At 71.1% G+C, this 13,463-nt stretch carries 16 protein-coding genes; 11 read left to right on the forward strand and 5 right to left on the reverse strand.

Features of this window, described 5'->3' with window-relative positions; genetic code table 11:
- Window positions 1-84: 84 nt before the first annotated feature.
- Window positions 85-1,089 carry a mechanosensitive ion channel family protein gene (locus tag ABD352_RS51905; RefSeq protein WP_344620113.1) on the reverse strand — a complete coding sequence of 335 codons (1,005 nt, stop codon included), beginning with the start codon at window positions 1,087-1,089 and terminating at the stop codon, window positions 85-87.
- Between the two features lie 230 nt (window positions 1,090-1,319).
- Between ABD352_RS51905 and ABD352_RS51910 the strand changes: the two genes are divergently transcribed.
- The gene (locus ABD352_RS51910; RefSeq protein ID WP_344620082.1) at window positions 1,320-1,862 is read left to right on the forward strand and encodes an HNH endonuclease; all 543 of its coding nucleotides are present in this window, start codon (window positions 1,320-1,322) and stop codon (window positions 1,860-1,862) included.
- Between the two features lie 2 nt (window positions 1,863-1,864).
- Here ABD352_RS51910 and kynU read toward each other — a convergent pair whose 3' ends face one another.
- On the reverse strand, window positions 1,865-3,115 hold the full coding sequence (gene kynU, locus ABD352_RS51915; protein WP_344620083.1) for a kynureninase: 1,251 nt from the start codon (window positions 3,113-3,115) through the stop codon (window positions 1,865-1,867).
- A 96-nt stretch (window positions 3,116-3,211) separates the two neighbouring features.
- Here kynU and ctaJ point away from each other — a divergent pair, with 96 nt between their 5' ends.
- Window positions 3,212-3,517, forward strand: coding sequence for an aa3-type cytochrome oxidase subunit CtaJ (gene ctaJ, locus ABD352_RS51920; protein ID WP_344620084.1), 306 nt, complete (start codon window positions 3,212-3,214; stop codon window positions 3,515-3,517).
- Window positions 3,486-3,908 (forward strand): DUF5130 family protein, encoded by a 423-nt coding sequence (locus tag ABD352_RS51925; RefSeq protein ID WP_344620085.1) that lies wholly within the window; start codon window positions 3,486-3,488, stop codon window positions 3,906-3,908. Before ctaJ ends, ABD352_RS51925 begins: the two co-directional genes overlap by 32 nt.
- Before the next feature lie 79 nt (window positions 3,909-3,987).
- Here ABD352_RS51925 and pepN read toward each other — a convergent pair whose 3' ends face one another.
- The gene (gene pepN, locus ABD352_RS51930; RefSeq protein WP_344620086.1) at window positions 3,988-6,531 is read right to left on the reverse strand and encodes an aminopeptidase N; all 2,544 of its coding nucleotides are present in this window, start codon (window positions 6,529-6,531) and stop codon (window positions 3,988-3,990) included.
- A gap of 185 nt (window positions 6,532-6,716) precedes the next feature.
- On the opposite strand from pepN, the gene ABD352_RS51935 reads away from it, so the two are divergent.
- The 8 genes from ABD352_RS51935 (at window position 6,717) to ABD352_RS51970 (ending at window position 10,810) form a co-directional block, all read left to right on the forward strand.
- Window positions 6,717-7,346: a mycothiol-dependent nitroreductase Rv2466c family protein gene (locus tag ABD352_RS51935; protein WP_344620087.1), complete on the forward strand. Its 630-nt coding sequence runs from the start codon at window positions 6,717-6,719 to the stop codon at window positions 7,344-7,346.
- 26 nt (window positions 7,347-7,372) lie between these two features.
- The gene (locus tag ABD352_RS51940; RefSeq protein WP_344620088.1) at window positions 7,373-7,738 is read left to right on the forward strand and encodes a hypothetical protein; all 366 of its coding nucleotides are present in this window, start codon (window positions 7,373-7,375) and stop codon (window positions 7,736-7,738) included.
- Window positions 7,739-7,740: 2 nt separating this feature from the next.
- Window positions 7,741-8,061, forward strand: a complete 321-nt coding sequence (locus tag ABD352_RS51945; RefSeq protein ID WP_344620114.1) for a DUF3817 domain-containing protein — start codon at window positions 7,741-7,743, stop codon at window positions 8,059-8,061.
- Between the two features lie 43 nt (window positions 8,062-8,104).
- The gene (locus tag ABD352_RS51950; protein WP_344620115.1) at window positions 8,105-8,518 is read left to right on the forward strand and encodes an ATP-binding protein; all 414 of its coding nucleotides are present in this window, start codon (window positions 8,105-8,107) and stop codon (window positions 8,516-8,518) included.
- Between the two features lie 139 nt (window positions 8,519-8,657).
- Window positions 8,658-8,840, forward strand: a complete 183-nt coding sequence (locus ABD352_RS51955) for a hypothetical protein (RefSeq protein WP_344620089.1) — start codon at window positions 8,658-8,660, stop codon at window positions 8,838-8,840.
- 16 nt (window positions 8,841-8,856) lie between these two features.
- Entirely contained in the window at window positions 8,857-10,035 is a 1,179-nt protein-coding gene (locus ABD352_RS51960; protein ID WP_344620090.1) for a DUF1015 family protein, read from the forward strand.
- 96 nt (window positions 10,036-10,131) lie between these two features.
- Entirely contained in the window at window positions 10,132-10,326 is a 195-nt protein-coding gene (locus ABD352_RS51965) for a hypothetical protein (protein WP_344620091.1), read from the forward strand.
- Window positions 10,327-10,339: 13 nt separating this feature from the next.
- Window positions 10,340-10,810: a ribose-5-phosphate isomerase gene (locus ABD352_RS51970; RefSeq protein WP_344620092.1), complete on the forward strand. Its 471-nt coding sequence runs from the start codon at window positions 10,340-10,342 to the stop codon at window positions 10,808-10,810.
- Window positions 10,811-10,907: 97 nt separating this feature from the next.
- On the opposite strand, the gene glxA is transcribed toward ABD352_RS51970, so the two are convergent.
- Window positions 10,908-12,851 carry a radical copper oxidase GlxA gene (gene glxA, locus ABD352_RS51975; RefSeq protein WP_344620093.1) on the reverse strand — a complete coding sequence of 648 codons (1,944 nt, stop codon included), beginning with the start codon at window positions 12,849-12,851 and terminating at the stop codon, window positions 10,908-10,910.
- 123 nt (window positions 12,852-12,974) lie between these two features.
- Window positions 12,975-13,451, reverse strand: a complete 477-nt coding sequence (locus ABD352_RS51980; protein ID WP_344620094.1) for a hypothetical protein — start codon at window positions 13,449-13,451, stop codon at window positions 12,975-12,977.
- Window positions 13,452-13,463 lie beyond the last annotated feature (12 nt).

Below are 13,463 nucleotides of genomic sequence, written 5' to 3' on the forward strand. Positions count from 1 at the left end.
AATTCCCGCCGTTCGGCGCAGTGCTGGCGGTATGGCTACAGGGCGGCGGGGCGGGCGGGCGCGACCCTCCCGAGCGCCGATCCGCTACATCGAGCCGCCGTCGGGGCCACCGTCGCCGGTGGCCGGGCGGATCATCATGCGCGCCGCGGTGAGCTGGGCCGTGATCCCGTGCCGCTCGAGCGCCTCGCTGAGCCGCCGGCGCAGCTCCCGGCCGACCCGCCACTGCGCCTCGTTCGACGTCTTCACGGTCGTGCGCAGCACCGCGCCGTCGGCGGTGAGCTGCTCGACGCCGAGCACCTTGGGCGGGTCGATGAAGTCGTCGGCGAACTCCGGGTCCTCGGCGAAGGCCTCGGCGGCCTCGCGCAGCACCGTCGTGGCCTGCTCGATGGAGATGAAGCCGACGGGCACGTCGATGTTGACCACCGCCCAGCCCTGGCTCTTGTTGCCGACCCGCACGATCTCGCCGTTGCGCACGTACCAGACCACCCCGTGGGAGTCGCGGATCGTGGTGATGCGCAGCCCGACCGCCTCGACCGTGCCGCTGGTCTCGCCCACGTCGACCACGTCGCCCACGCCGTACTGGTCCTCCAGAAGCATGAACAGGCCGGCGATGAAGTCCTTGACCAGGTTCTGCGCGCCGAAACCGATCGCCAGGCCGGCGATGCCGGCGCTGGCCAGCAGCGGGCCGAGGTTGATCCCGATCTCGCCGAGCACCAGCATCGTGGCGATCGTGAAGACGACCACCGAGGCGATGCTGCGCAGCACCGAGCCCAGCGCCCGGGCCCGCTGGTTGCGCCGGTCGACCGGCAGGGTGAGCGCGTTGGGCAGCTTCTTGCGCAGCGGGCGCAGCATCGAGCCGCCGGTCTCGTTCTCGGCGACCGTGTGCCTGATGAGCCGGTCGACGGCCCGGTGGATGAGCGCCCGGATGATGAACGCCACGACGACGATCATCAGGATCGTCAGCGGCTTGACGAGCACCCAGTAGCTGCTCTCGGCCAGCCAGACGTTCTTCGTCTGGTCGTAGATCAGCTTGCACAGCCCGCTCTCGGCGGCGCAGCTCGGCGAGGGCTCGGGGGTCTTCAGCGGCATGGCGAACGGGCTGATCACTGAGCTCCTCGCGGCAAACGGGGCGAACCGGGGTAAGTCCGCTCAAACGTCCGTGGCTGGGGCGGAAGGTTCACCCACCGGCCGCAAATAGTACGTGCAATCCGAGGATCTATCAGGGACGATTAGCCCACGGACCGCCGCCCGGCCGGTCGGTGACAGACCTCACGTGGCCATTTCCAGGGAGACTTTTCTACCGAACTAGGGGGACGGCGATGCCTGACATACGACCCGCACGAGTATCGGGTGCGCTGGTGCTGAATGCCACCTATGAGCCGCTGTGTGTCGTGTCTGTCAGACGTGCCACCATCCTGGTCCTGACGTCGAAGGCCGTGTGTGTCGCCGACGGTGACGGGATCCTCCACAGTGCGATGGATGAACTGCCGGTCCCGTCCGTGGTCCGGCTGACCCGCTACGTCCGGGTGCCCTACCGCACGCACATAGGCCTCTCCCGCCGCGGAATATTCGCCCGCGACGGCTGGCGGTGCGCCTACTGCCGCGGCCCGGCCGAGACCATCGACCACGTGATGCCACGTAGTCGGGGCGGGCGACACGCCTGGGAGAACGTCGTAGCCGCCTGCGCCCGCTGCAACCACACAAAGGGTGACAAAACGCCAGCCGAACTCGGCTGGCGTTTGCATGCCACCCCCATTGCGCCGAAGGGCGTGGCCTGGCGGGTCCTCGGCCACCGCACCCCGGACCCGCGCTGGGCCGACTGGCTCGACCTCCCGGTCGAAGGCCTGCCCCAGGCCGCCTGAGGTCAGGTCACCCGGCCCAGCTGGGCCGGGTACCGGGCGTAGGTGCCCGACTCCACCACGTCGCGCAGCCGCGTCATGCCCTCGTGGACGTCGACGAAACGGGTGTACAGCGGCGCCAGCCCGATCCGCAGCCGCTCCGGCGTGCGGAAGTCCGGGATGACCCCGGCCGCCTTGAGTGCCTGGCAGATCTGCCAGGCCTCGGGCGCCCGGAAGGCCACGTGGCTCCCGCGGCGGGCCGGGTCGGCCGGGCTGGCCAGCGCCAGTGAGGTGCCGAGCCATTCCTGTTGCAGCCGGATGGCGTACTGCGTGAGCCGCGCCCCCTTCTCCGCCAGCGCGTCGATGCCCGCCTCGGCCGTGATCCGCGCGCCCTCCAGCGCGGCATACCCGCCCAGCACCGGCGGCGTGCCGACCAGGAACCTGTCGATGGAATCGGCCGGCACGTAGCCGGGCGCCATGGCGAACTGGTCGCGCCGGCCGAACCAGCCCCAGATCGGCTGGCCCAGCTCCCGCTGCAGGTCCTCGCGCACGAAGAGGAACGCCGGCGCGCCCGGCCCGGCGTTGAGGTACTTGTACGTGCACCCCACCGCCAGGTCCGCCCCCGCCTCGCGCAGCGGCACCCGGACCGAGCCGGCGGAGTGGCACAGATCCCACAGTGTGAGGGCGCCCACCCGGTGCGCGGCAGTGGTGATCGCCACCATGTCGGCGATCGCGCAGGAGCGGTACGCCACGTGCGACAGGCACACCAGCGCCACGTCGTCGTCCAGCGCGGCCGCCACCCGGTCCGGGTCGACCCCCTCGTCGATGTCGGCCGCGACGACCCGCAGCTCGAGGTCGTACGTGGCGGCCAGGCCCTCCAGCACGTAGCGGTCGGTGGGGAAGTTGTCGTCGTCGGTCACGATCACGCGCCGGCCCGGGCGGGCATCCAGCGCGGCGGCGGCCAGCTTGTACAGGTTGACGCTGGTCGAGTCGGACAGCACGACCTCGCCCGGCGACACGTGCAGTACCGATGCGGCGAGAAGATCCCCGACGGAGCGGGCCAGGTCGATCCAGGTGTCCCAGCCGCGGATCAGGTCGTGACCCCACTCCCGGTCGATCGCCTCACGCAGCCGCTCGCGGGTGGCCAGCGGCAGGCGGCCCAGCGAGTTACCGTCGAAGTACACGAGCTCGGTGTCCGGAATGTAGAAACGCGCCCGATAATGTCCGATCGGATCCTGGGCGTCGAGCGTTTCGGCATACTGGCGCGAGAGGTCCATGTCAGTGACGGTAGGCCCCCGGCAACCGGCTGGTCATGACCGCCCGCTAACGTGAAGCCGGTCTTTTAGTCCCTTTGACGCCTGGGGGCGTTGAGCTTGTCCATCATCGAGACGACGCTGATCTTCGCCGGGATTCCGGCTGCGGTCATCCTGATCATCGCGGGCGCCGTCTACGCGGGAGGTTCCCGCCGTAGCAAGCGCTACCGGCCCGGACGGCCGTTCGAGTTCACGCCCGTCTGGTTCCTCTCCGCGCCCGAGCAGCTGACCAAGGCGGCGCACGCCCGCGAGCTCGTCGGTGCGCGGCGGGCCGAACTGACCGCAGGCGGCGATGCCTCCGCGACCGAATGGTCCGGCGACAAGGCCCAGCCGCATGTCATCGGAGGCGCAAGTGACCGGTGGTAACCCGGCGGCCCACGTGGGCACGCCCGAAGTCCTGAACGGCCCGTTCTCCACGCGCCAGCTCCTGCGCCTGGACGAGGCGCTCCGGCTGGCCGACTCGTCGACCGGCCTGACGTTCAGCATCTACGTCGGCGACCTCGAGGAGCCGGTCCGCTCCTACGCGGAGAAGCTGCACGGTCACCTGGCCGACCCGCCGCACTCCGTGCTCGTCGCGCTGTCCCCCAACCAGCGTCTCCTGGAGATCGTCACTGGCGGCGAGGCCCGCCGGCGGCTGCCGGACCGCGCGGCCAAGCTCGCCGCGCTGTCGATGGCCGCGGCGTTCGGTGGCGGCGACCTCGCCGGCGGCCTGGTCTCCGGCCTGGCCCAGATGGCCGACCACGCCGGTCGCCACTGAGGCACGCACAGCCCGACCCGCTAGACACACAGCGGCGCGCGGCCCCCGAGGGGGACGCGCGCCGCTGACGTTCCTGGCGTCAGGCCGCCGAGGCGTCCTTGGCCCGGGCCCTGAGCGCCCGCACGATGCCGTCGCGGCCCTCGCCGACCAGCCGGCGCAGCGGGGCCGGGGTGTCCGGGGTGGCCAGCCACGCCTCCGTGCGCGCCACCGTCTCCTCGCTCACCTGGTAGGCCGGGTAGCCCATCTCGACGAACTCGGCCGCCGGCTCGCTGTCGCGGCTCTCCCACACCGGCAGCAGCGCGTCGAAGTAGGCGGCCGCGTAGGGCGCGGTGAGCTCGATCTGGGCCGAGTGCTGGAAGCCCTGCAGCAGCGAGCGCTGCAGCCAGTTGGGCAGCCCGTGGTCCTCGACGAGCCGGCGCCAGGTCTCGGCCTTCGACTCGGCGGTGGGCACCAGCGCGCGGGCCAGCGCCGCCTGCCGCTCGCCGCTGGCCGTGCGGTCGCGGTCGAGCTCGGCCTCGATGTCGGCCGGGTCGGCGGCGCCCGCGGCGATCAGCGCGTGCAGGATGCCCCAGCGCAGGTCGGCCTCGATGGCCAGGCCGGCCGGGACGCCCTCGCCGCGCAGCCAGCCGGCCAGCACGGCCAGGTCGGCCTCGGTGCGCGCGGCGGCCGCGAACGAGCGGGCCCACGCCAGCTGGAAGCCGCTGCCGGGCTCGGCCGCCTCCAGCGCCCCGCGGGCCGCGCCGGCCAGCTGGGCCCAGCCCTGCGGCGCCCACTCGGGGTCGGCGTAGAACACCATCGCCGACTGGGCCTGCCGGATGGTGGCGGTGACGAGGTTGATGTCCCTCTCGGCGGGCAGGCCGCCGACCACCAGCCGCACGTAGTCGCGGGCGGCGAGCTCGGCGTCGCGGACCATGTCCCAGGAGGCCGACCACACCAGCGCGCGGGCCAGCGAGTTGTCCAGCCCGTCGATGTGGTCCACGACTGTGGCCATCGAGCGCGGGTCGAGGCGCAGCTTGGCGTACGTCAGGTCGTCGTCGTTGAGGATCAGCACGTCCGCGGCCGGGCGGCCGGCCAGCGCGGCGATCTCGGTCCGCTCGCCGTCGACGTCGGCCTCAACCAGCTCCCGGCGGACCAGGATGCCGCCGACGAGGTCGTAGAGGCCGATGCCGATGCGGTGGGTGCGCAGCGTCGGGTAGGCGGCCGGCGCCTCCTGGCGCACGACGACGCGCTCGTACGTCCCGTCGGCCCCGATCACCGGCTCCGGCCGCAGGGTGTTGACCTGGGCCGTCTCCAGCCACTGGGCGGCGAACTTGCGCAGCTCCTTGCCGCTGGCGATCTCCAGCGCGGTGAGCAGGTCGTCGAAGGTCGCGTTGCCCCACTGGTGCTGCTGGAAGTACGCGCGCAGGCCGCTGCGGAACGGGTCGATGCCGACGTAGGCGACGAGCTGCTTGATCACGCTGGCGCCCTTGGCGTAGGTGATGCCGTCGAAGTTGACCTCGACCGCCTCCACGTCGGGCATCTCGGTGTAGACCGGGTGCGTCGAGGACAGCTGGTCCTGCCGGTAGCCCCAGTTCTTGCGCACCGACAGGAAGGTCGTCCAGGCGTCGGTGAACCGGGTCGCGTGGGTGTTGCACCAGTGGCTGGCCCACTCGGCGAACGACTCGTTGAGCCACAGGTCGTCCCACCAGCGCATGGTGACCAGGTCGCCGAACCACATGTGGGCGAGCTCGTGCAGGATCGTGTTGGCCCGCTGCTCGTACTCGAAGTCGGTGACCGGCGAGCGGAAGATGTAGTGCTGCTCGGCGTGGACCACGCAGCCGAAGTTCTCCATCGCGCCGGCGTTGAACTCCGGGGAGTACACCTGGTCGTACTTCGGCAGCGGGTAACGGATGCCGAACTCTTCGTGGAAGAAGTCGAAGCCCTGCTTGGTGATCAGCAGGATGTCGTCGGCGTCGAGGTACTGCTGCATCGACCGGCGGCAGAACACGCCCAGGCCGATGCCGTCGTGCGTGTCGCGCACCTCGTGGTAGGGCCCAGCGCAGACGGCGGTGATGTAGGTGCTCATCGGCGGCGTGGCCTGGAAGTGCCGGACCAGGCCGTCCTGGCGGTCCAGCGGCATGTTGGAGATGACCTTCCAGTGCGCCGGCGCCGTGACCCGGAAGGTGAACGACGCCTTGAGGTCCGGCTGGTCGAAGCAGGCGAAGGCGCGCTGGGCGTCGGCCGTCTCGAACTGGCTGTAGAGGTACACCTCCTTGTCCACCGGGTCGACGCTGCGGTGCAGGCCCTGGCCGGTCGTGGAGTACGCGAACTCCGCGTCCACGACGAGGACGTTGTCGGCCCGCAGGCCGGCCAGCGGCAGCCCGCCCTCCGTGGACCAGCCGGTGAGGTCGACCGGCTCGCCGTTGAGCGTCGCGCTGTGCACGCGCACCGCGGCGGCCTCGATGAAGGTGTCGGCCCCCGGCTCCTGGCAGGTGAACCGCACTTCGGTCGTCGAGCGGAAGGTGCCCTCGCCCGGATTCCCGGCGCCGTCGGTCAGGTCGAGGCTGATGTCGTACGCCGTGACGCCGAGCAGGCGGGCCCGCTCAACCGCTTCGACCTGGCGTAGGTTGCGTACACCGGCCACGTGTCGTCTCCTGTCGTTTCGCTGTGGCCGTCCCCGTCGACGGCGTCACACCGAGTGTTCCATGTTCCCGGAGGACACTGGGGGAGTGGCTCAGGTCACGGATGCGGGAAGTGGTGCGTGCCATGCGCGTTGCGTAAGGATCGAACTGGATTCCCGACTCTTTCACTAGTGAGGTGGTCATCCTCATGGCCGAAGACCGCGTCATCGCCGATATGTGGTTCGACCCGCGCTGCCCGTGGGCCTGGATCACCTCTCGCTGGCTGCTTGAGGTGGAGCAGGTCCGGCCCGTTCGGGTCCGCTTCCACGTCATGAGCCTGTCCGTTCTCAACGAGGGCCGCGACGACCTGCCGGAGCAATACAAGGAGGGTCTGGCAAAGGGTTGGGGGCCGGTGCGGGTGGCCATCGCCGCCGAGCAGAAGTTCGGCAATGAGGTACTTCGCCCGCTTTACACCGCCCTCGGCACCCGCATTCACCTCGAGAAGCAGGAACTCGGCGACGAGCTGTACCGGGGCGCCCTCGTCGATGCCGGCCTCCCCGCCGACCTGGCTGAGTTCGCCGAGTCCACCGAGTTCGACGCGCAGCTGCGGGAGAGCCACTTCGCCGGGATGAACCCGGTCGGCATGGACGTCGGCACGCCCGTCATCCACGTGCCCGGACCCGACGGCAACGTCATCGCCTTTTTCGGCCCCGTGGTCACCCCGCGGCCGAAGGGTGAGGCGGCCGGCCGGCTCTGGGACGGCACCCTCCTCGTGGCCGGCACGCCCGGCTTCTACGAGATCAAGCGCACCCGCGACGTGGGGCCGGTCTTCGACTGACCGGGACAGGAGTAGCCTGCCTACTCGTGCGGCGGTTCTTCACACCCCGGTGGGTGCTCGGCCACGCCCTGGCGCTCGCCGGGGTGGCCGTTTGCCTGTTCGCCGGGCGCTGGCAGTACGAGCGCGCCACCGCCGGCAACATGCTCAGCTGGGCCTACACCGTGCAGTGGCCGCTCTTCGCGCTCTTCGTGGTCTTCCTCTGGGCGCGCGCGATCCGCGACGCCCGGGGCGCGAGCGCACCCCGGGCGGCGCCGCCCCCGATGCGGCCGCCCGTGCGCACGGCGGCGCCCGTCGTCGACGCCGCCGAGGACCCGGAGCTCGCGCAGTACAACCAGATGCTCGCCTGGCTCGCCGCGAATCCCGATCGCCGTCCGAAGGACTTTCCCGGATGAACCTGAACCCCGCACTGACCCGCTACCGGATCGTGGCCTGGATCGTCGGCGTGCTGCTGATCGTGCTCACGGTCGGCACGGTGCTGAAGTACACCACCGACGACGACACGATCGTGGCGATCGTCGGCCCGGCGCACGGCTTCCTGTACATGATCTACCTGGTGCTCGCGGCCGATCTGGCCCGGCGGGCCCGCTGGAAGCTGCCGTTCACGGTCCTGGTGCTGCTGGCCGGCACGGTGCCGTTCCTGTCGTTCGTCGCCGAGCGGGTCGTGACGCGCCGTGTCCGGGACGCGTTTCCTCTCGTGGCCTCCGGGGCACCCTAACGGGGCAGCCGCCGCCGTGCATGGAGGGAGCCCGATCGTGGGGATGGAAGTTCGGCTCTCGCTCTCGCTGCCCCGCGACCGCACGACGGTACCGCTGACCCGCCGGGTGCTCGACGCGGCGCTGGCGGTCTTCTCGGTCACCAAGGACTGCCGCGACGACATCGGCCTGGCGGTGGGAGAGGCCTGCGCCAACGCGGTGCAGCACGCGGGCATGGGCAGCGACTACGAGGTCACGGTCACCATTCAGGAGGACCGCTGCATCATCGACGTCGTGGACGACGGCACCGGCCTCGACACGGCCGAGATGCCCGAGCCGGAGCCGGACGCGGAGTCCGGGCGCGGCCTGCGGATCATCCACGCGCTCGCCGACATGGTCGAGCTGCACCGCCGCCAGCCCCGCGGGATGGCGCTGCGGATCGTCAAGCTGCTGACACGGAACACTCCCGCGTTTCCCTAGTTCGTGCCGGGTGCGCGACAAAACCGCTCGCGCGGCCGCAGTGTGCCGTTTCCTGGAATTCGCACAGCCGGTGCGTTGCCGGCACGAATGGGTGTCGTTGGCAAAGTTGCCGCGACATTCTCTGGGAGAGGCCGAGATCATGTCTGAGACCCGCTGGACCGTCCAGGAGCGGTCCTGGAAGGAAGAACTGCCCGAGCTGCCCGACGAGGTGAGCGCTCTGCTCGCCCCGCCCGTCGTCGTGTGCGCGTCAGGCCTGGTCCGGGCGGTTGTCCGCCGTACTGCGGGACGTACCGTCCCCCGTGCCACGGCCGGGGTCAGCTGAGCTATAGCGTTTCCGTATGACGGTTGCGCACCCGATCGCCCAGGCCTGGCTCTCCACCGGAGGGACCGGCGCCCAGAACTACGACGAGTTCGCCGACGACGCGGAGATCACCGCGATCATCGCCGCCAACCCCGCCAGCGCGCTGGCCGTGGAGATGCCACACCGGGCGCCCGACAGCGTCGGCCGCCCCTTCCTGGACTGCCTGCCCGACGCCGTCGCGCGCCTGCGGGCGGCGAAGGAGGACGGCCACTACGCACCGGCGGCCGACGTCGTGGTGCTGTACCGGATCACCGCCCCGGACGGCGCCCGCGCCTACGGCCTGTGGTGCATGGTCGACACCGACCAGATCTCGACCAGCGCCGACGAGCCGGGCACGGTCATCCGCAACGAGGACGTCTTCATCGAGAAGGTCCGCGAGCGGGTCGCCCTGGCCGAGGCCACCGAGCACCTCCTGTCGCCCGTCCTGCTGCTGCAGACCGCCCACGGCGACGCGCTGCACGCCGCCCTGGCGCAGGCCGTCACCGACGCGGGCGGGCCGGCCGTCGCCGACGTCGACCCGTCCGGCCGGACCCACGAGATCTGGGCGGTCGGCGCCGGCACCACCCGCGACCGCCTGCTGGCCCTGGCCGGCGGCGGCGAGCTGGTCGTGGCCGACGGCAACCACCGCAGCCTCGCCGCGCAGACCGCGGGCTACCAGCGCTTCCTCGCCGTGGTCACCACGCCCGAGTCGGTGGCGATCCAGCCGTACAACCGGCTCGTCTCCGAGCTGCCCGGCCCGCTCGAGGGCCTCGACCTCCAGCCGCTGACCGGCCCCGTCGGCGTCCCGGTCACCGGCGGCCGGGTGCACCTCTACACCCGCGACGGCGCCTGGTCGGCCGCCCTGCCCCGGATCGAGGGGGCGAGCGTGGTCGACAACCTCGACCACGCCCTGGTCGAGCGCCGCCTCTTCGCCGAGGCGTTCGAGCTGGAGCCCGGCGACAAGCGGATCACCTACGTCGGCGGCGACTACCCGGCCGAGTGGCTGCGCGGCGAGGTCGACGCCGGCCGCGCCGAGCTGGCCGTGCTCATCGCCCCGGTGACGGTCGACGACTTCGTGGCGGTCAACCTGGCCCGGCAGAAGATGCCGCGCAAGAGCACCTGGTTCACCCCGAAGGCCCGGGCCGGCCTCGTCGTGGCCCAGCTCGGCGAGCATTAGACGTTGCGTCGGTCCGCCGCGGGGCGGGATTCGTGCTGATTCACTCGATCGTGATACACACTAGGCCGCTGGACTTCCGGGGCCTGGGGTGTGCACATGCAGATGCGGATCTTCCTCGCGGCGATGATCGCCGCCTTCGGCATCGGCGCCTTCGCCGCCGCCGTCCTCGTCTGGGACCGCCGCCGCATCTGGCGGCTGCAGCCGAGGGCGACCGCCGGCTGGGTGTTCGGCCTGGTCCTGGTCGGCGGCGGCTTGCTGGCGGGTTCCTGTCTGGGGCTGATCCGGCTCTGAAAGACTGCCGGGTATGCGCGTCTACCTTGGTTCGGACCATGCCGGCTACGAACTGAAAGTGCACCTGGTCAGTGCCCTGAGTCTGCAGGGCTACGAGGTCGTGGACGTCGGCCCGGCGAAGTACGACCCGGACGACGACTACCCGGCGTTCTGCTTCCACACCGGTGCCCGGGTGGTCGACGACCCCGGTGCCCTCGGCGTGGTGATCGGCGGTTCGGGCAACGGCGAGCAGATCGCCGCCAACAAGGTCCCCGGCGTCCGGGCCGCCCTCGCCTGGAACGTCGACACGGCCCAGCTCGCCCGCGAGCACAACGACGCCAACATCGTCGCGATCGGCGCCCGCCAGCACACCCTCGACGAGGCCACCACGCTGGTGACGACGTTCCTGTCGACCAAGTTCTCCGGCAACGAGCGCCACGCCCGCCGCATCGCTCAGGTGCTGGTGTACGACAACTCGCGCGTCCTGCCCCCGCTGCCGGCCTGACGCTGCACGTCCTGCGCGCCCGCCGACGAGCCTCGCGGCCCGTCGGCGGGCGCGGCCGCATCCGGCCGTTGGACGGGCCGCGGGCCGGGCGCCGCGCTCAGGAGATGGAGACCCACTTCGCCTCGGACGGGACGCCGGTCTTGCTGACCACGAACAGCATGTAGGGGCCGGGCGGCATCAGGGCGGGCGACGCCGGCAGGGTGAGCTGCACGCCGTTCATGGTGGGCTTGAAGTCGACGATCAGCGACCGCTGCTCGGTGTTGAGCATGTGCGTCGCCGCGCTCGGCCGGATCAGCCGCACCGAGCCCACGTCGTCCGGGTTGCTCGTGATGTAGGTGGCCTGCTGGCCGGGGGTCAGCGCGGCCGGGCCGTCGCCGATGGCCGGGCGGGAGCCGCGGAACAGGTACGCCGGGCTGTAGATCTCGATGCGCTGCTCGAAGGTGCCGGCGATGGTGTTCTTCTTGTCGCGGAACAGCGGGTCCGAGCCCACCGTCAGCACCCGGCCGTCGGGCAGCAGCACCCCGGCGCTGTGATAGTTGCGCCCGACGTTCGGGTCGGCCGCGTACGTCAGCGTGTTGGTGTCCGGGTGGTAGATCCGGGCCGTGTGGTTGTCGCTGCCGCTCTTGCCGCGGTAGTCGGACGAGCCGTTGCTGATCAGGACCGTGTCGTCGGGCAGGTTCACCAGCAGCGGGTAACGGGTCGGCTTCGGCAGCGTCGGGCCGGGCTCGAAGTGCGGCTTGGCCTCGCCCAGCTTGACGATGTCGATCCGGCTCGACGTCCGGTCCGACTCGCCCACGCCGCCGCCGCCGACGACCATGACGGTCTGGTTCTGCACCGGGCCGGCCCAGGCCGAGCCGCTGGTCTCCATCAGGTCGGGCTCGCGCAGGCCGGGCACCGGGGTGAAGTTGTTGTCCGTCAGGTCCCACAGGCCCGGGTCGCGGCCCTTGTCGGCCGGGCCGTAGCCGGCGTTGGACCCGGAGAAGAACAGGATGTTGTCCTTGGCGGTCTGGAACAGCGCGGGGTACGTCGGGAAGTACCGGTTCAGGTCGTCGCGCACGGTCCAGGTCTTCGTCTTCGGGTCGTAGATCTCGTTCTTGGTCCCGTCGACGACCTGGCCGCTGCCGTCCAGGCCCGACACGGCGAGCACCGAGCCGTCGGAGAGGCCGGTCAGCGTCGGGTACCAGCGCTTCTCGTGCATGTCCTGCACGCGCTCGTACTGCTCGGTCATCGGGTTGAACTCGTAGGCCTCCTTGCGGCCCTGGTAGTCCTGCTTGTCCATGGTGATCTTGTCGGCCAGCGCGTAGTAGTTGTGGTGATCGACGCCGGTGAGGCCCTCGATCTCGTACTGCGCGTTGTGGTCCACCACGTAGGCCGCACCGTCGGCGGCGGCGTCCACCCAGACCTGTGCCTGACCCGCGGTGATCACGACCTTGGGCTCCTCGCCCTGGTGGTGCGGCGGGTAGACGACCTTGGTCGCGGGCGGCACGGTGACGTCGTCGTCGGTGACGTACTTGTGCCCGTCCACGCCGTCGAGGATCGTGCCCTTGGGGAACGTGCGCCCCGCCTCCGGCGACTCGTTCTTGAACGTCATCGTGCCGCCGGCCTTCTTGACTTCCTTTTCGAGCAGCTCGTAGCGCAGCGTGCCGCCGGCCACCAGCAGCTTGCCGTCGGGCAGGTAGGCGTGCCCGGCGCAGAAGAGGTCGGTCGGCGTCGGCACCAGCGTGGTGTGCCCGCTCACCGGGTCGAAGACCAGCGTCTTGAACGTGCCGGCGTTGAACTGCTCCCGGTCGTTGCCGGAGCCGGCGATGAGCAGGATCCGCCCCGACGGCAGCAGGGCCGCGTGGATCGCGTTGACCCGCTGGCCCTTCGGCAGCTCGACGATCTGCCAGAAACCGTTGGCCGCCTTGTACTCCGCGCTGTTGATCTTCCGATCGTGCAGCCAGTCGACGGTCCCGTTGTAGAGCGGTGGGATGTTTGCCGCGCCCATCACGGCGGCGGCGACGACGGGCAGAACGATCTTGCGGCGGAACCAGCGCGGCATGAGCAAGGGGGGCCTCTTCCCGACTGCGACAGCAGGCGCTAGTCACCGTAGGCCGATGGCTCGGCGGCCACCAATCAGTCATACGGCCCCCTCGCGGAGGGTGTCGGGATCGATACCGACCGTTCAGCCGGTGGGCGAGCGGCGCCCCGGCCGGGCGAGCTCCTCGCGCGGCACCCAGCCCCGCCGGATGATCTGCAGGTCCCGCTCGGCCGCCGCCACGTCGTCGTCGCTCGGGCGGGCCGCGTCCCGGGCCCGCATCGCCGCCGACACGCTCACCTGCGACGCGCCGCCGCCCACCAGGCCGCGCAGCCCGCGCTCCGACACCACCTCGTCGTGGTGGTGGTGATGGTGGTGGTGCAGGTCGTGGTGGTCGTCGTGGCGCTCGTCGTCGTGTGGCGCCTCGGCGGGGGCGACGGCGGCCGGCTCGGGGGCCGCCGGCTCAGGGTCGTGCACGGCCGCGGTCATGGCGAACGTGCCCGACATCTCCGCCAGGTGATGCGGCGAAGGGCGCGGCGCCGGCTTGACGGTCTCGGCCGGAGGCGCCGGCGACGCTGCGGCCGGCTCCTCGGGCTCTTCCGGGGCGGGCGGGGGAGGGGTCACCGGCTGATGTTG

Origin of the sequence: Dactylosporangium salmoneum, assembly GCF_039532525.1 — a bacterium.
Taxonomy (GTDB): Bacteria; Actinomycetota; Actinomycetes; order Mycobacteriales; family Micromonosporaceae; genus Dactylosporangium; species Dactylosporangium salmoneum.